This window comes from Salegentibacter mishustinae, from assembly GCF_002900095.1.
In the GTDB taxonomy this organism is placed as follows: Bacteria; Bacteroidota; Bacteroidia; order Flavobacteriales; family Flavobacteriaceae; genus Salegentibacter; species Salegentibacter mishustinae.
Map to the genome: position 1 here is coordinate 1,688,798 of NZ_LLKN01000002.1, position 16,971 is coordinate 1,705,768.

Sequence of the window (16,971 nt, forward strand, 5' to 3'; positions counted from 1 at the left end):
AGTTGTGAGTTGTGAGTTGTGAGTTGTGAGTTGTGAGTTGTGAGTGAAAATAAAAATTTTAAATCACTTCTTTAGTCAGGACCTCAACGGTGCAACCTAATTTTGGAAGAATAAGTCGCATTTTTCTATTTCCAACTTCACGAATAATAGCCTCGTGGTCTTTAAAAACTCCATTTTTGATGCTTATTTTATCTCCCTGGTTTAGGTGATCTACTTTAGCATCGTCAACTTTTTCACCATCAAGCCATTCCTGGATGACTTCAATTTCTTCATTTCGTACTATTGCCGGCTTCCCCAGCCAGAATAAATACCGAACTACTCCCGGCACATCAAAAACCCGGTTGCGATTCTTTTCTTCCAGCTTTATAAAAACATAGGATTTAAAAAGAGGAGTTTTTAGTTTTTTCTTGCGGTCTTTCCACTGTTTGATTTCAGTAATTAAAGGACAATAAACCTCTACCCCCATTTGTTCCAAACTTTCGGCTACTCTTTTTTCAGTTCTTGGTTTGGTGTATAAAACGTACCACGACATAATTAAGATTTATCTGCAAGTATTACGTCCAGGAGTTCTAACTCCATCTCTTCGCAGTAGGGTAATGTTGAAGAAATTTAGATTGATTTGCTAATTAGTTACTCAAAAATACAAAGATTTTTAGGAATTATTATAACGATAGCTTATAAGAAAACTCGATTAATCGATGAACTACTGAAGGCTAATTTATTAGGAATAATCCCAAATTCAATAATTTCAAAAGAGAAGCAAACATTATAGAAAAAATTTCTATTCTAAACTACAGGTTTCTGAGTCCAGCTCAAACTGTACGGTAAAATGCTCAAAATTGTAAGCTTCAAGAGTATTCAATACTTCTGCTTTTAGCCTTTTATACTCTTCGAATTTATTTACATTTTCAAGCTTTACATGGGCCGTAAAAACGTGGTGCTCTCCTTCCTGCGACCAAATATGTACGTGGTGGGAAGAAGCTACTCCCCGGATGTTTTCAATTTTATTTTTTATTTCCTTTAAATTAATATCTGCCGGAGTACCCTGCAAGAAAATAAATAGCGTCTCTTTTAATCTTTTAAATACATTGTAAAGAATATATAACGTAATGGCCAGCGATAAAGCAGGATCCAGGTAATGGATGTCCTTAAACTGAAGAACAATCGAAACCACCAAGACGGCTACCCAACCCAAAACATCTTCCATAAGATGCCAGGAAACCACTTTTTCGTTAAGGGTTTTACCGCCACTCAATTTCCAGGCAGCATAAGCATTCACAGCTACTCCTATTATCGCGAAGATCATCATTCCCTGCGCATCAGAATGTTCAGGATTCATTAACCTTCCAACGGCTTCATAAATCACATATATAGAACCGCCAATAAGTACAAGACTATTAATTAGTGCTCCTAATAGTGAAAACCTTCTGTAACCAAAGGAAAATTTTGAATCGCTTTTTTGCTGTGCTTTTTGATCCAGGTACCAGGAAGTACCCAGGGAAAGGCTATCTCCCAGGTCGTGTACAGCATCAGAAATTATAGCAATGCTATTGACATAAATTCCACCAATAAATTCAAGAATCGTAAATCCAAAATTCAAGAAAAAAGCCAGTTTAAGGTTTTTTCCCGAAGAGTGATGATGATGATGATCGTGACCCATAATTTATACTAAAAGTCCATTATCTTTTCCTTTCGAAATTAGTCATTTTTTTGGCTATGGCTAAATCTTCATGCTAATACACCGCAAACTATAATTTCTGAAGGCGGCAATCACACTATTATTTTTGCTTAAAATTTCGTATATTAGAATGAATATCAAAACTTTATAGCTGTGAAAAATTTAAAAACCCTAATTCTTTTTTTAGTGGGTGTACTTGTTAGCTATACACCCCTAAGCGCAACGACAATTCTACAAAATACCTCTCAAGATTATGTAGAATATAAAGGTGAAGTAATTAACTCGAATAGCGAGGATATAATTATGAACGCCCATATCTCGGTAAATGAAACCAATATTTCTACGGTTACTAATTCCGAGGGAAAATTTTCTCTAAAAGTCCCAACAGGTATAAGACCTGCTACGGTAAACATTTCATATTTAGGTTACCAGAGTAAAAATTTACCGCTGAGTTATTTTAAACCAGAGGGTACTTTAATTTACCTGGACCCTGTGATGGAAGAACTTTCTGAAGTAAAAGTATATGAAGCAGGCGATGCTCGAGGTTTGGTACGGGCAATATTAGATAATCGTGGTGATAACTATATTGACGATCCCACCCAAATGACTGCTTTTTATAGAGAGAGCATTACTAAAGGTAATAGAAACGTTTCCTTAAGCGAAGCCGTAGTAAAAATCCATAAAAAACCTTATAGTCATTACGGAGAGGAAGATATAGAATTGATTAAAGCACGTAAGACGGCAGATTATGATCGTTTGGATACCCTGGCACTTAAATTACGTGGTGGGCCATTTAACACGCTCTTTATTGATGTCATGAAATATCCTGACTATTTATTTTATGAAGAGAACTTAGACAATTATGAATTCAATTTTGAAGAGCCAACCCGAATTGACAATCGTTATCTATATGTGGTAAGCTTTAAGGATTTGAATAAAGAAATGCCCTGGTTTTTTGGAAAACTTTACATAGATGCCGAAACCCAAAGCCTGGTAAGAGCAAAATTAAATATGAATGTAGATAACAGGCGCGCAGCTACCAATATGTTTGTAAATAAAAAACCAGGAGGAACAAAGGTATACCCTATTGAAGTAATGTATGATATTGACTATCATCAACAAGACGGCAAATGGTATTTTGGATATTCCAACGCCAAACTTCTCTTTGTAGTGAACTGGAAAAAGAAACTGTTTAATTCGAGGTACCAGGTAAATTCTGAAATGGCCGTAACCAACTGGCAGCTTGAAACCGAAGACCGGATTAAGAAAAATGAAAATTTCCTGAATAAAAGGGTTGTTATGGGAGATGATATATCTGGTTTCACCGATCTACAATTCTGGGGAAGCAATAATATTATAGAACCCGATAAGTCTATACAGAACGCCATAGATAAAATTCAAAGAAATATCCAGTAAAGAATTAATCATATAAATTGCAGAAGGTTGTTTGAATTGTTTTTCAAGCAACCTTTTTTTGACTGTATAAATAAATCAACGAGTTATAGATCGCAAATTAGCCGACTTAAAGTTTTTTTTGCAAATATCCTTACTGACTTTCAACAAGTTAAAATTGCCAGAAATTAAGCATCTAAATAATATGATTTTCGTTTTGATAATAGCAAATAAGCACTTTAATTTGCAACTCAATTTTAGGCAGTTTCTATTGTTTTCTTACAGTTTAACAGGAAAAGCCAGAAACTTAAATAAAACGAATTCTGAAAGCTAAAATTGAATTATGAATCGGGATGTGGCGCAGTCTGGTAGCGTATACGCCTGGGGGGCGTGGGGTCGCAGGTTCAAATCCTGTCATCCCGACAAAAAGCCACTGGTTATCAGTGGCTTTCATTTTTTTAGACATTTTTCGGACAGAATTTCTCTTATCCTTCTCAATTCTTTAAAACATATTGCACGATACTTCCAAAAAAGGGTTTTTAAAACGAATTGTAAAAACTCTAGACTCTATAGAGTTTCGCAAATCCTTTCCAAATAACTCGGTTTCCATCTTTTCGCATTAACAAACTTCTGTTAAACAGGCTAAATTTTTGTATTTCAGATACTTGTATGATTATTATAAAAGAGATTATCGTATATTTCTAGTTAGTAGGGTATTTTTCTTCTCCCCCAGTTTAATTAGTGATATATGAAAATAATTTCCGCTATAGTACTGGTTTGTAATTTTTCTGGCTTCAACTTTTCCCAGGATCAAATTCCTGCTATCAAAAAAGAGCCTGGAACCTTTAAGCGTATCCTGAAAACTGCGCCTGCTACTACTCTTACTAAAATTCACCAATCCTTAGTCCATTACAATTCTCACAATGGTTTATCAATTGTTCATCTCCCAACAGGCAGAGCGATGATCAACTCTTTTAAATCCTTTATCTGGTGTATTGCTTTGCTCCTATGCACGAACGGATTTGCCCAGAGTTCTTTGGTTAAAAAAAACGATAAACCTGTAGTTGAAATAAGTGTTCACCAAAACCTTTCTTCAGATGAAGTTCTGGCTTTGAGTAGAACTTATCAGGGTAAGGCATTGTGGTTTAAAGAAATGCCACATTTTAATAGAGATAGTACTGTTTATTATTTTGATAAAGCTGCATTACTATTGCAAAATAGCAAACCGCTACAATATAAGCGTTTGGCTGAATTATACCGCGATATTACAGACAGAGCAAATAGGTCTCATAACTTTAATATAGTAGATTCCCTGGCTCCCATAGGTTGGGCTTATTACGAAAAAATCCCTGAAAACAATAAAGATAAGGTTTTGGGTTATGAGCTATTGATCAATTGGGCTTTGATAAAAATTATAAGAGGAGAGCCAAAACCGGGCCTCGAGCTTTTTGTAAAAGCTCTGGATTTGCTTAAAGATGATAAACGGCCTGAAATTCAGCTTAAAATATTGAAAGATAAGGGTAGGTTCTACTATCAATATGGTTTGCCCGAGGAAGAAGAAATAGCAATTCAATATATAAAGAAGAGTATTATTGGTTATGAGAATTCAGATTACCCTGAAAAGCAAGAGGCTCTAGTCACTGCCTATAAGGTTCTGACATATTATTATGAAGAATCAAATCCAGATTCGACTGACTATTATATGAACCAATTTCAGGAACTATTGCCTCAAATTACAAATCCCTTTCATCATACCTGGTATTATTACTCAATGGGTAATCATCTAATCAATAGGAAAAAATATGAAGAAGCAAAATCCTACCTGATTGAAACTATACAAGTGCTAGAGAAATATAACTTAACCACGATTGATATTTATCAATTTGCACATTCTCGTATAGGGGATATTGCCAGGGAAGAAGGCAGATATGATGAAGCAATTTCGTATTACGAAAAAGCCAGGAATTCCTCAATTGCCATTAATACCAAGGCAAATACCGCATATTTTATTCAGAAATTATTCAATGTTTATGAACTGAAAGAAGATTATAAGACTGCTCTTAATTATTACAAAGAATGGTCAGAGGCCAATAATATCATAGAAGTAGAAAGAAACGAAAGGAGCCTTCGGGAAAGTGAATTACAGGTAAATGTTCTAAAACAAGATAAAGAGCTTGCTGCTAATCAACAAAAACAAACTATTTATACGGTTGCCTTAATTATTGGTGCCTTATTGCTCGCCCTATTGTATCGTAATTATAGACTTAAACAAAGTAGCAATCAAAAGCTAAGAGCATTAAATGGAGAGTTGGCCGAAAAAAATATTTTACTTGACCAACGCAATGCTGAAAACGAACTGCTCCTTAAAGAGATACATCATCGTGTTAAGAACAATTTAGAAATGGTAAAAAGCCTGATTGCATTACAGTCGGCTCAAATAGATGATCCCGCAACTAAAGATGCCATGATCGCCAGCCAAAACAGGGTACAATCGATGGGCATTATTCATCAAAAATTATATCAAGGTACCAATCTGGGAAGTATTGAAATGAAGGATTACTTCCTCAACCTGGGCGAAGGCATTCTCGACAGCTTTAATGCAGAAGATCGAGTAAAAATTGAATGCGCTATGGATAACCTGGAACTGGATATTGATACTGCCGTTCCCATTGGTCTTATTGTGAATGAGCTGCTCACTAATGCCCTTAAGTATGCATTTCCAAAACAGCAACAAGGCGTTATTAATATAAGTCTGGAAAAAAGTAGTAATCAAAATTTGAGACTGGAGGTGACCGATAATGGTGTAGGGAAAACTGCAGGCCTTGCTCCCAGAGGCACCGGTTTTGGATCACAATTGGTACAATTACTTACCCTGCAACTAAATGGGAAGATGAGAGAACACAATGATAAGGGAACTCATATTGAATTTGACTTTATGATCCAAAAAAGCGCATAGTGAGCTAAAGCATCACAAAATTAGTTGTGCCAGCCGAGATGTTTATTTTTGCAAAATATTCTTTTCAATTTATTGAATTGAGATAAAAAGTTACCGGAATAATTACTTTATGTAAAGAGGTTTAGGACACATAAGGAAACCAGCTAATATTTTTTATTTGATCTCAATTTTAAAGATAAGCTAGATGGTATTGAAACTTCCAGGATAAGTTAGAAACAGGGTATGCCGACCATATAATCCACTTTTCTACCCCAGACTATTAACTTATCAAAAATCTTAAAAATAAAGGATAACTATATTTAGATCATACAATTACCCTTTTCTAAATCTCAAGATATAAGAACTATCACTTTTATGAGAGCTGTTCTTGAGCTTTCTGTTTATATTTTATAAAGTCTATACTCTATAAAATGAATTATAAATAAACTTTGTTCACTCCTTTTGAATTTCGAGAACGAAGCTTAGTGAATAATTCCAATTGAGGCCAAGTATGTTTTAAATCTAAGCCTCCGAATTACCTTCAAGGCCTGGAATATCCTTCATAACTCCGTTTTCAGATTTACCCAGAACAATAACTTCTTTACTTTCTTTATATTCCTCTATTGCCAGAAGCAGTTGTTCTTTGGTATCCCTACGGATTTTTATTCCAGTTCTCTGATTTTTATTACGGACTTCAATATAATATCCGTCACGCAGATCTTTAGGTTTTGTGGAAGGTCTTCCCATATCTAATTTTTAAATATAAAATAGTGAATTAATCTTAATATTTTTCTATTTCCCTAAAATAATAATAACAGGCTAAATAAAAAGCGAAGAGTGAAGTTCTTCTCTATTTTTTTTTAATTACTCTCATAATTAACATACACTCCTGCTAGTATTTTAATTTTAAGGCTATTCAGTTACCAATCATAAGCTCAAAACCAGCAAATTAAAAATTTAGTTCTTATTTAGTTTGACAACTTAGTGAATGTTAGTTAGTTTTAAAAGCCCCGCCCTCTAGAATATTTTAGCTTTCCCGATGATGAAGTATAAAAAACTACTATTCTTTAAGTTAATTCATACCCCGGGTATTAAAAAAGATTCAGATAATTTTTATATTATCTATCCTGAAAATCTAATTTGGCTAAAGTATTAAAGGCAGAAATAACAGCTCCCTCCATATAACCTGCAAATTCAACTGCAGTTTCTGTTCCAGAGAAGTATAATTTTTTATTAAGGTAGCTCTGTTGCAAGAGTGGGTGGCCATTATTTTGATGCGGTCTTTGAACTAATTGTTTTCCTCCCGACACAAATTCATCTACCCAAATTTTATCTTTATAACTTATTGGTGTGAATGTTTCCTTTCCCAATAATTCTTCTAAATGTTGCAATACAAGTTTTTCTCTTTCTTCCGGGGAATAACTTATGGCGCCAGAATTTAAAAAGCCTGTAAAGCCAAATTTATTTTGTTCAAAATTAGTATGGTCGTACATTTCTGCAACGATTCCGCAGTGACTGTAAAGCATTCCCGAGTATCCAGAATTCCTCCAAAAAGGTTCTTCATATTCCAGGACAAACTTTATACTACCTGCCATCCAGGTTTGAACTTCTGGTAAAATTTTTGAGACATCGGCCGGCAAATTAGGCCTAAATTTTATAAGAGAACCGGCTAGCTCAGGCGGTAGACACAAGATAACTTTATCTGCAATTTGATTTTCTTTATTGGCAATTTCTATTGATAATTGATTGCCAACCTCTGTGATGGAAGTAACTTTTGAATTAAGGCTAAGGCTTTCAAAAGGTAGTTTCTTACTCAAGGTATTAATCAAGATTTGGGTGCCACCTACTATTCTGTAAGATGGATTATCAGATTCTGGAACAAAAAATTCCTGCGGTGGCTCGAACGATTTGGTTTGAAACAATGATTTACCTTTAGAAAATTGCGGATATTTTTTCAATCCTAATTCTTCTATCAAAGAGTTTAGGTTTGGATGCATCTCTGAAAACCAGGTTGCCCCCAACTCCATAGGCGTTCCCAGGTTACCTTTAACTGTTTGTATTCTTCCGCCTATTCGTGATGAAGCTTCAAGTACAGTGGTTTTTATATTTTGTTGTGATAATTTATAAGCTAAGGTAAGTCCGCTTAAACCTCCACCTATAATTATTATTTTCTCATTAGAATCCATTTAAAACTTCTTATTAATTCTTAGTCAGCTTAGAAAATACTTTCAGCAATTTGAGGTAAATTTCTTATTTAATAATAAAAAAACCACCGGAAAACCGGTGGTTTAGTACTATTCTATTTAGAGAATAATTACTCTAATCTAGCTTTAAGCTCTGCAGCTTTTTCTTGTTCACCTAATTGGTTGTAGATGTTTATAGCTGTTCTTATCACATTCTCATTTTCTGGATCTGATTCAATCACTTTTTCAAGGTAAGGAACTGCTTGCTCATAAATCTCTTTACGTTCTTCTTCAAGCTCTTCGTAACGCTTGTTATCTTCCTTACTCATTCCAAGCCCATTCATCTCGTCAATTATAGCACGCTCTTTTGCAAGGATAGCAACTACAATGTTCATTCTTGCATTTGTCATTTCAGGATCAATCTCAAGCGCTTGCTTATAATATTCAATGGCTTTTTCATTATCCCCTAATTCAGCAGCGGTAACGCCAAGATTATAGTATACGTTAGGATCGTTAGGATTTTTCTTTACCATTTCCTGCATAAGCTCATTGTACTTTTCTTTATTACCCATTCTGTAATAAACATCAGCTTCAGCTTGTAATAATGCAATATTGTCAGGATTTTCAGCTTTTGCGTCTTTAATCGCATCAATTGCCTTCTCATCTTCACCTTCCTGGATATAGATTAAAGCAATGTTTTTAGCGATCTCTCCCTTTTTAGAAGGAATTTTACGCTCCTGAGGGTTTTCATATTCCCCAGTTTTAAGCATAATATCTCTCTGTTCTTTAGTACTCATTATCTCTTCCTCACCAGTTTCTACATTGGTGGCAAGATATTCTACACCAGAACCATCATAACCTAATTCCTTTAGATCTTTATAGTATTCTAAAGCTGTAGTATAGTCCTGTCCATTTAAAGAGTTAGCAGCAGCATAATATAAATAAAGAGTATCCTGCTTATTTAATTGGTAACTGTAGTACAACTTATCTGAAGCACTCTCGAAATCTTCAGTATTTTGATCGTTGATAGCACTCTGAACCAAGGCATTTCTAACCTGTTCAAAACCCTGAACGGCTTCTTCTTCATTGCCTAACTCCTGAGCTTTCTGAAAAGCTTCAGCTGCGATTTCAAGGTCTTCAAGAGAAGCTTTCTCACCACTTCCTAAATAAGCTTGTCCTTTATAAAGATAGAATCTTTCTGTCCACTTTTCATTAGCCTCAGAAAGCATAGATTCAGCAGTTTGTAATTCAGTTTTGGCTTCTGCATAGTTGCCATCTTCTACGGCATCACCCGCATCTCTAATTTCACTTTTTTGTGCAACGGCAGCCACCGATAAAAATGACAACGCTACAGTAAAAATAGCTACAGTAAAAATATTAGTTTTCATCTTGTTTTGGTTTTTATTTAGTTATTCTTCACTATCGTCTACAATAGTTGTGCCATTTGGATTTTCTTCAGCATCTTCAGTCTTTTCCGGGTCTTCCATAAGCTCTACATCGTCTTCATCATGAAGCACTTTTGCAACAGCAGCAATAGCATCATTCCCTTTAAGATTGATCAATCTAACTCCCTGGGTTGCACGCCCCATAACTCTAAGATTAGAGACCTCCATTCTTATTACAATACCAGATTTATTGATGATCATTATATCCTCATCGTCTGATACATTTTTAATTGCAACAAGACTTCCGGTTTTTTCGGTGATGGATATTGTTTTGACACCTTTTCCGCCACGGTTAGTAATTCTATAGTCTTCAAGACTGGATCTTTTTCCGTATCCATTTTCAGAAACTACAAGTATATCTGAATTGAAATCTTCAACAGAGATCATTCCTACCACTTCATCTTTATCATCGGCAAGTGTAATTCCTCTTACCCCTGAAGCATTTCTTCCCATTGGCCTGGTTTTTCCTTCTTCAAACCTAATAGCCTTACCACTTCTTACAGCAAGCATTACCTGGCTATCACCATTGGTTAACTTTGCCTCTAGCAATTCATCGTCTTCCTTAATAGTAATAGCATTTATACCATTAGTTCTGGGTCTTGAATATTGCTCTAAAGAAGTTTTCTTTACCTGGCCTTTTTTGGTAGCCATAATCACATAATGCTTATTAATGTACTCTTCATCCTTAAGATCCTGAGTACATATAAATGCTTTTACGCGATCGTCTGGGTCTATATTGATAAGATTTTGAATAGCTCTACCTTTAGAAGCTTTACTACCCTCCGGAATTTCGTAAACCCTCATCCAGAAACATTTTCCTTTTTGAGTAAAAAATAACATATACTGGTGATTGGTTCCAGAGAATAAATACTCTAAGAAATCTTCATTTCTTGTATTAGAACCTTTTTGGCCAACTCCTCCCCTATTTTGCGTTTTATATTCGTTTAAGGAAGTCCTTTTAATATATCCGGCGTGAGAGATTGTAATTACCACACGTTCGTCTGGGATCATATCTTCTATACTAAGATCGCCACCAGAATATTCTATGGTAGAACGTCTTTCGTCGCCGTACTTTTCTTTAATTTCAAGAAGTTCGTCCTTAATAACCTGCATTCTGCGCTCTTTGCGCGCCAAAATGTCTTTCAGGTCTTCTATCGTGGCCATTATTTCATCGTACTCTGCGCGAAGTTTGTCCTGCTCCAGTCCTGTAAGTTGACGCAAACGCATCTCTACGATCGCCTTTGCCTGAACTTCGGTAAGCTCGAAACGCTCTATTAATTTGTTTCGCGCTTCTTCTGCATTGCTGGAAGAACGAATTAAGGCAATAACTTCATCTATATTATCTGAAGCGATAATTAATCCTTCAAGGATATGAGCTCTATCTTCAGCCTTCTTTAGTTCATATTCTGTTCTCCTTACAACAACTTCGTGCCTATGCTCAATAAAATGATAAATAATATCTTTTAAATTCAGCATCTCTGGCCTACCATTTACAAGTGCAATATTATTTACACTAAAAGAAGTTTGTAATGCAGTATGTTTATAAAGCGTATTTAATACGATATTTGGAATAGCATCTCGTTTCAATTGGTAAACGATACGCATCCCGTTTCTATCAGATTCATCTCTAATGAGACTAATACCCTCAATTTTCTTTTCATTCACAAGATCGGCAGTTTTCTTGATCATGTCTGCCTTATTTACCTGGTAAGGAATCTCGGTAACTACTATAAACTCTTTTCCGTTAATTTCTTCTAATGAAGATTTGGCACGCATAACAATACGACCTCTTCCGGTTTTAAAAGCTTCACGCACTCCGTCGTAACCGTAAATTATTCCTCCTGTGGGAAAATCTGGAGCTTTAATATGCTCCATTAACTCTTCAACCTCTATGTCGTGATTATCTATATAAGCAACGGTTCCGTCTATTACTTCAGAAATATTATGAGGCGCCATATTGGTAGCCATACCAACCGCAATACCACTAGCTCCATTTACAAGAAGGTTGGGAATACGTGTTGGAAGCACTACAGGCTCGTTTAAGGAATCATCAAAATTTAATTGAGTATCTACCGTTTCCTTGTCAATATCAGCAAGCATATCTTCACTGATTTTACGCATTCTGGCTTCGGTATAACGCATTGCCGCTGGGCTATCTCCATCTACAGATCCAAAGTTACCCTGGCCGTCTACAAGCATATACCTCATACTCCAGTGTTGAGCCATTCTCACCATAGTATCATAAACCGAAGAATCTCCGTGAGGGTGAAACTTACCTAATACTTCCCCAACAATCCTGGCAGATTTTTTATAAGAGCGATTAGAAAGTACTCCAAGTTCATACATTCCATATAAAACCCGGCGATGCACCGGTTTTAAACCATCACGAACATCTGGTAAAGCACGTGACACAATGACCGACATTGAATAATCAATGTAGGCCGATTTCATTTCATCTTCAATATTTATAGGAATAAGCTTTTCTCCTTCAGCCATATTGTAAAGTTTATTTTAGTTCTAAAATCTAACGTGCCAATTTACGTATTTTATAGATGTTGAAGCCCTGTTTGGCGTATTGTTTAATCAGATTTTATTAACAAATATTTAGTGTGCTATCGTTAATAAGTTCCTTATTTTACCCTTTGATTATTGAAAGTAATTTTGTCAATTAGCTAATATCATAGGATTAGGTACAATTTTTGAAAGTTAAGTACTGAATAAATCATAGAGAGAAAGGAAGATAAAGATGGATGATAATTTTTCCCCTAGAGTAAAAGATGTAATCGCATATAGCAAAGAGGAAGCATTGCGTTTAGGCCACGATTTTATTGGTACTGAACACCTTATGCTTGGTTTGCTGCGAGATGGAGATGGCAAGGCTATAGATATTTTAAACGCCTTAGATATAGATTTAAGTCACTTGAGACGTAAAGTAGAAATACTTAGCCCTGCAAATCCCGAATCTACTGCGGTTTCTAACGAGAAAAGGAATTTACACCTTACTCGACAGGCAGAACGCGCTTTAAAAACAACTTTTTTAGAAGCTAAGCTTTTTCAAAGTTCTAATATAAACACAGCTCATTTACTGCTTTGCATTTTAAGAAATGAGAATGACCCTACTACTAAACTACTTAATAAACTTAAAGTAGACTACGATGGGGTTAAAGATCAGTTCAAATATATGATTGCTAGCGATGAAACCGATTTTCAGGATAGCCCAACGGCTGAATCTTTTTCTGATGATGACGGCAATACAGATGACGCTACCAAGGATAGTCCATTTAGCGGTGGCGGCAGCGGTCCTGGGAAAACTTCTAAAAAATCTAAAACTCCAGTTTTAGATAACTTTGGTAGGGATCTAACCGCGATGGCCGAAAACGATAAACTTGATCCAGTAGTTGGACGTCAGAAAGAAATTGAAAGAGTTTCGCAAATTCTAAGTAGAAGAAAGAAAAACAACCCACTACTAATCGGTGAACCCGGAGTTGGTAAATCGGCTATTGCTGAAGGTTTAGCTCTTAGAATTGTACAACGTAAGGTTTCTAGAATACTTTTCGATAAACGCGTAGTTACTTTGGATCTCGCAAGTTTAGTAGCAGGAACCAAATATCGTGGTCAGTTTGAAGAACGCATGAAAGCCGTAATGAACGAGCTTGAGAAGAACGATGATATTATTCTTTTTATAGACGAAATCCATACTATTGTAGGTGCCGGTGGCGCTACAGGAAGTCTCGATGCGAGTAATATGTTTAAACCCGCATTGGCCAGAGGTGAAATTCAATGCATTGGAGCCACTACTTTAGATGAATACCGTCAATATATTGAGAAAGATGGTGCTTTAGAAAGAAGGTTCCAAAAGGTTATTGTTGAGCCTACCTCGGTAGAGGAAACCATAGAAATCCTTAATAATATAAAAGACAAATACGAAGATCATCATAACGTATCTTATACTGATGAAGCGATTGAAGCCTGTGTAAAATTGACCAACAGGTATTTAACCGATAGATTTTTACCAGATAAAGCTATAGATGCTTTAGATGAAGCAGGATCTCGCGTGCATATTACTAATATAGATGTGCCAAAACAGATTTTAGACCTGGAGCGAAAACTGGAAGAAGTTCGCGAAAAGAAAAACTCGGTTGTTAAAAAGCAGAAATACGAAGAAGCTGCTAAACTTAGAGACGATGAGAAAAATCTTGAAAAAGAACTTCAGGTAGCACAGGAAAAATGGGAAGAGGAATCTAAGAAGCATAAAGAAACAGTTGACGAAGATAGCGTTGCAGATGTGGTTTCTATGATGACCGGGGTTCCGGTAAACCGAATTGCTCAAACTGAAAGCAATAAATTGGTTGAACTTCCTAAGAAAATAAAAGGAAAAGTGATTGGCCAGGATGATGCGGTTGGTAAAGTAGTAAAAGCCATTCAAAGAAACCGCGCCGGGCTTAAAGATCCTAATAAACCAATTGGATCGTTCATCTTTTTAGGACAAACCGGTGTAGGTAAAACACAGTTAGCTAAAGTTTTAGCGAGAGAATTATTTGATAACGATGATTCACTTATTCGAATAGATATGAGTGAATACATGGAAAAGTTCGCTATTTCCAGGTTAATTGGAGCACCTCCGGGATACGTAGGTTACGAAGAAGGTGGACAGCTAACCGAAAAGGTTCGTAGAAAACCTTATGCAGTGATTCTGCTTGACGAGGTTGAAAAAGCGCATCCAGATGTTTTCAATATGCTACTTCAGGTATTGGATGATGGATATTTAACCGATAGTCTTGGTAGAAAGATCGATTTTAGAAATACGATTATTATCATGACCTCCAATATTGGAGCAAGAAAATTGAAAGATTTTGGACAGGGAGTTGGATTTGGAACTTCTTCTCAACGCTCTCAAGCCGATGAAAATGCACGAAGCGTAATAGAAAATGCGCTTAAAAAAGCATTTGCACCAGAATTTCTGAATAGAATTGATGATGTAGTGATCTTCAATAGTCTTGAACGTGAAGACATTCACAAAATTATTGATATTGAATTAGTGAAATTATTCAGCAGGATTGGAAGTCTTGGATACAGCTTAACTTTAAGTGAGAAAGCCAAAGATTTTATTGCTGAAAAAGGCTTTGATAAGCAATATGGTGCAAGACCTTTAAACAGGGCTATTCAAAAGTATATTGAAGACGCACTGGCTGAAGAAATCATTTCTTCTAAACTAAAAGAAGGCGATAAAATTTTTATGGATTTAGATGAAGAGAAAAATGAATTGACCATAAAAATTGACAAAGCAATTGAAGAAACAGAATCCTAGAGCTTTAAAAGATTATTAGTTTTATAAGAGGCTATTTGAAAATATTATTTCAAATAGCCTTTTTTTATCAAAGTCGTTGAAATATATTAAATTTGCCAGGAATTAATCCCTACATTAATGATCACAGAAATTATGGAATTGGAATTTGGGCAGGTGCGCATTTTTCAGAATATCCTAATCGCCGAATTGACCGAAGGCGTACTTTTCAATGCAAACAATAACTCAGAATTATTAAAAATTGGCCATGAGGTTTTTAAAAACAGACCTTACGGCTATATCTCTTTAAGAAAGAACTCTTATGCTGTAGATCCACTGGTTTACAGGGAAGCTGCTCTCGCAGAGAATTTAAAAGCTATTGCGGTAGTAAGCGAAAACGAACTTATTAAATTAAATGCGCATAACGTAGAACGCCAATTTTATAAAGATTCCGGTTCTTTTGAGGTATTCGATAGTTTAGAGGAAGCGATTAACTGGATTCAATTCAGAATTTAATCGAAGAAATTTTCAGTAAAATTAAAATTCTCCAGAAAAGATTTAGCCGATTTTATATGCGGTGCCATCGTTACATCGGTATGTAATATTGGAACTACTGCTCTAAATTCATTTAAAACATCACTTAATATTGCCGAAGTTTTTGCCGGTTCTCTAAAGTGCATAGCCTGCGAAGCATTGAAGAGTTCAATCGCTAAAACACTATTTAAATTCTCTACCACTTTTAAAAGCTTGGTAGCACCATTCGCGCCCATACTCACGTGATCTTCCTGCCCATTTGACGAAACTATAGAATCTACAGATGCAGGGACAGCAAGTTGTTTATTCTGACTCACAATACTTGCAGCCGTGTACTGCGGAATCATAAATCCGCTATTCAAACCCGGGTTTTCTACTAAAAATGCGGGTAAACCACGAAGACCTGAAACCAATTGATAAGTTCTTCTTTCTGAAATATTAGCGAGCTCTGCCAGGGCTATAGCTAAATAATCAAGGGCTAATGCTAAAGGCTGGCCATGAAAATTTCCCCCTGAGATAATTTTATCTTCTTCAATAAAAATATTGGGATTATCGGTAACCGAATTGATCTCTGTTTTAATGGTTTTCCTTACAAAACTCAACGTGTCTTTACTCGCTCCATGCACCTGCGGAATACATCTAAAACTATAAGGATCCTGAACATTATCTTTTTCATTTTTAGCAATTTGGCTATCGTTTAAAAACTTACGAATACGTTCAGCTGTTTTTACCTGTCCCCTATGCGGTCTCGCTAAATGAACTAATTCATCAAAAGGAGATAAATTACAATCAAACGCATCTATTGAGACTGAACCAATGAGATCGGCCAGGTAAGATAATTTATAAGATCTCAGTAAGGCATAAACACCGTGGGCACTCATAAATTGCGTACCATTAAGTAAAGCCAAACCTTCCTTAGACTGCAAATTTAAAGCTTCCCATTCCTGAATTTTTAGTAATTCCTCTCCACTTATTATTTTATCCTCAAAGTAAACTTCTCCTTCGCCAATTAAAGGCAGGGCCAAATGCGCCAATGGAGCAAGATCTCCGGAAGCTCCTAACGAACCCTGTTCGTAAACTACCGGTAAAATATCGAGATTATAAAAGTCTACTAATCTTAATACGGTTTCCAAAGCAATACCCGAATTCCCGTAGCTTAAAGATTGAATTTTAAGCAGAAGCATTAATCTTACAATATCTTTATTCACTTTATCGCCTGTACCACAAGCGTGAGATTTCACAAGGTTTTCCTGAAGCTCGGTTAATTTCCCCGGACTTATCTTTACATTACATAAAGCCCCAAAACCGGTATTTATACCGTAAACCGGGACATCGCTTTCAGTAATTTTTTTGTTTAAGTATTTTCTGGATTTCTGGATGTTAGATTCAGCTTCCTCGCTCAACGCTAACTTTTTATTATTCACCAAAATATCTTCAATGGTTTCCAGGTCTAAAATGGCTGAACTGATATAATGATGAGATTGCATAAAATATTATTTTTAGTAATGAAGGTTTATTCT

At 35.7% G+C, this 16,971-nt stretch carries 11 protein-coding genes and 1 tRNA gene; 5 read left to right on the forward strand and 7 right to left on the reverse strand.

The features are described from left to right. Positions 1 to 58 precede the first annotated feature (58 nt). A complete protein-coding gene (locus APB85_RS10605; RefSeq protein ID WP_057481755.1) occupies positions 59 to 532 on the reverse strand; it encodes a UpxY family transcription antiterminator in 474 nt (157 codons plus the stop codon). Positions 533 to 781: 249 nt separating this feature from the next. Next, positions 782 to 1,660: a cation diffusion facilitator family transporter gene (locus APB85_RS10610; RefSeq protein WP_057481754.1), complete on the reverse strand. Its 879-nt coding sequence runs from the start codon at positions 1,658 to 1,660 to the stop codon at positions 782 to 784. 171 nt (positions 1,661 to 1,831) lie between these two features. On the opposite strand from APB85_RS10610, the gene APB85_RS10615 reads away from it, so the two are divergent. The 3 genes from APB85_RS10615 to APB85_RS10625 all read left to right on the forward strand — a co-directional run bounded on the left by APB85_RS10615 (position 1,832) and on the right by APB85_RS10625 (position 6,026). Continuing rightward, positions 1,832 to 3,094, forward strand: coding sequence for a carboxypeptidase-like regulatory domain-containing protein (locus APB85_RS10615; protein ID WP_229792197.1), 1,263 nt, complete (start codon positions 1,832 to 1,834; stop codon positions 3,092 to 3,094). Positions 3,095 to 3,419: 325 nt separating this feature from the next. Next, positions 3,420 to 3,493, forward strand: a tRNA-Pro gene (locus tag APB85_RS10620). 325 nt (positions 3,494 to 3,818) lie between these two features. After that, positions 3,819 to 6,026 carry a tetratricopeptide repeat-containing sensor histidine kinase gene (locus APB85_RS10625; RefSeq protein ID WP_201780892.1) on the forward strand — a complete coding sequence of 736 codons (2,208 nt, stop codon included), beginning with the start codon at positions 3,819 to 3,821 and terminating at the stop codon, positions 6,024 to 6,026. Positions 6,027 to 6,527: 501 nt separating this feature from the next. Here APB85_RS10625 and APB85_RS10630 read toward each other — a convergent pair. From APB85_RS10630 to gyrA, 4 genes are all read right to left on the reverse strand, one after another. After that, on the reverse strand, positions 6,528 to 6,752 hold the full coding sequence (locus APB85_RS10630) for a hypothetical protein (RefSeq protein WP_057481752.1): 225 nt from the start codon (positions 6,750 to 6,752) through the stop codon (positions 6,528 to 6,530). A gap of 371 nt (positions 6,753 to 7,123) precedes the next feature. Continuing rightward, a complete protein-coding gene (locus tag APB85_RS10635; RefSeq protein ID WP_057481751.1) occupies positions 7,124 to 8,191 on the reverse strand; it encodes a flavin monoamine oxidase family protein in 1,068 nt (355 codons plus the stop codon). 128 nt (positions 8,192 to 8,319) lie between these two features. Beyond that, positions 8,320 to 9,576 carry a tetratricopeptide repeat protein gene (locus tag APB85_RS10640; RefSeq protein ID WP_057481750.1) on the reverse strand — a complete coding sequence of 419 codons (1,257 nt, stop codon included), beginning with the start codon at positions 9,574 to 9,576 and terminating at the stop codon, positions 8,320 to 8,322. Between the two features lie 21 nt (positions 9,577 to 9,597). Then, a complete protein-coding gene (gene gyrA / locus APB85_RS10645) occupies positions 9,598 to 12,129 on the reverse strand; it encodes a DNA gyrase subunit A (protein ID WP_057481749.1) in 2,532 nt (843 codons plus the stop codon). Positions 12,130 to 12,379: 250 nt separating this feature from the next. On the opposite strand from gyrA, the gene APB85_RS10650 reads away from it, so the two are divergent. Together APB85_RS10650 and APB85_RS10655 are read left to right on the forward strand one after the other, a co-directional pair. Continuing rightward, the gene (locus APB85_RS10650) at positions 12,380 to 14,941 is read left to right on the forward strand and encodes an ATP-dependent Clp protease ATP-binding subunit (protein ID WP_057481748.1); all 2,562 of its coding nucleotides are present in this window, start codon (positions 12,380 to 12,382) and stop codon (positions 14,939 to 14,941) included. Between the two features lie 117 nt (positions 14,942 to 15,058). Further along, on the forward strand, positions 15,059 to 15,433 hold the full coding sequence (locus APB85_RS10655; protein ID WP_057481747.1) for a hypothetical protein: 375 nt from the start codon (positions 15,059 to 15,061) through the stop codon (positions 15,431 to 15,433). Here APB85_RS10655 and hutH read toward each other — a convergent pair. Then, positions 15,430 to 16,938: a histidine ammonia-lyase gene (hutH, locus tag APB85_RS10660; protein ID WP_057481746.1), complete on the reverse strand. Its 1,509-nt coding sequence runs from the start codon at positions 16,936 to 16,938 to the stop codon at positions 15,430 to 15,432. The genes APB85_RS10655 and hutH overlap by 4 nt on opposite strands. Between the last annotated feature and the right edge of the window lie 33 nt (positions 16,939 to 16,971).

What these genes read in the sequence shown, in the direction of transcription:
- APB85_RS10605 (WP_057481755.1), bottom strand. Translation starts at nt 532, where the DNA reads ATGTCGTGGTACGTTTTATACACCAAACCAAGAACTGAAAAAAGAGTA.
- APB85_RS10610 (WP_057481754.1), bottom strand. Translation starts at nt 1,660, where the DNA reads ATGGGTCACGATCATCATCATCATCACTCTTCGGGAAAAAACCTTAAA.
- APB85_RS10625 (WP_201780892.1), top strand. Translation starts at nt 3,819, where the DNA reads ATGAAAATAATTTCCGCTATAGTACTGGTTTGTAATTTTTCTGGCTTC.
- APB85_RS10630 (WP_057481752.1), bottom strand. Translation starts at nt 6,752, where the DNA reads ATGGGAAGACCTTCCACAAAACCTAAAGATCTGCGTGACGGATATTAT.
- APB85_RS10635 (WP_057481751.1), bottom strand. Translation starts at nt 8,191, where the DNA reads ATGGATTCTAATGAGAAAATAATAATTATAGGTGGAGGTTTAAGCGGA.
- APB85_RS10640 (WP_057481750.1), bottom strand. Translation starts at nt 9,576, where the DNA reads ATGAAAACTAATATTTTTACTGTAGCTATTTTTACTGTAGCGTTGTCA.
- gyrA (WP_057481749.1), bottom strand. Translation starts at nt 12,129, where the DNA reads ATGGCTGAAGGAGAAAAGCTTATTCCTATAAATATTGAAGATGAAATG.
- APB85_RS10650 (WP_057481748.1), top strand. Translation starts at nt 12,380, where the DNA reads ATGGATGATAATTTTTCCCCTAGAGTAAAAGATGTAATCGCATATAGC.
- APB85_RS10655 (WP_057481747.1), top strand. Translation starts at nt 15,059, where the DNA reads ATGATCACAGAAATTATGGAATTGGAATTTGGGCAGGTGCGCATTTTT.
- hutH (WP_057481746.1), bottom strand. Translation starts at nt 16,938, where the DNA reads ATGCAATCTCATCATTATATCAGTTCAGCCATTTTAGACCTGGAAACC.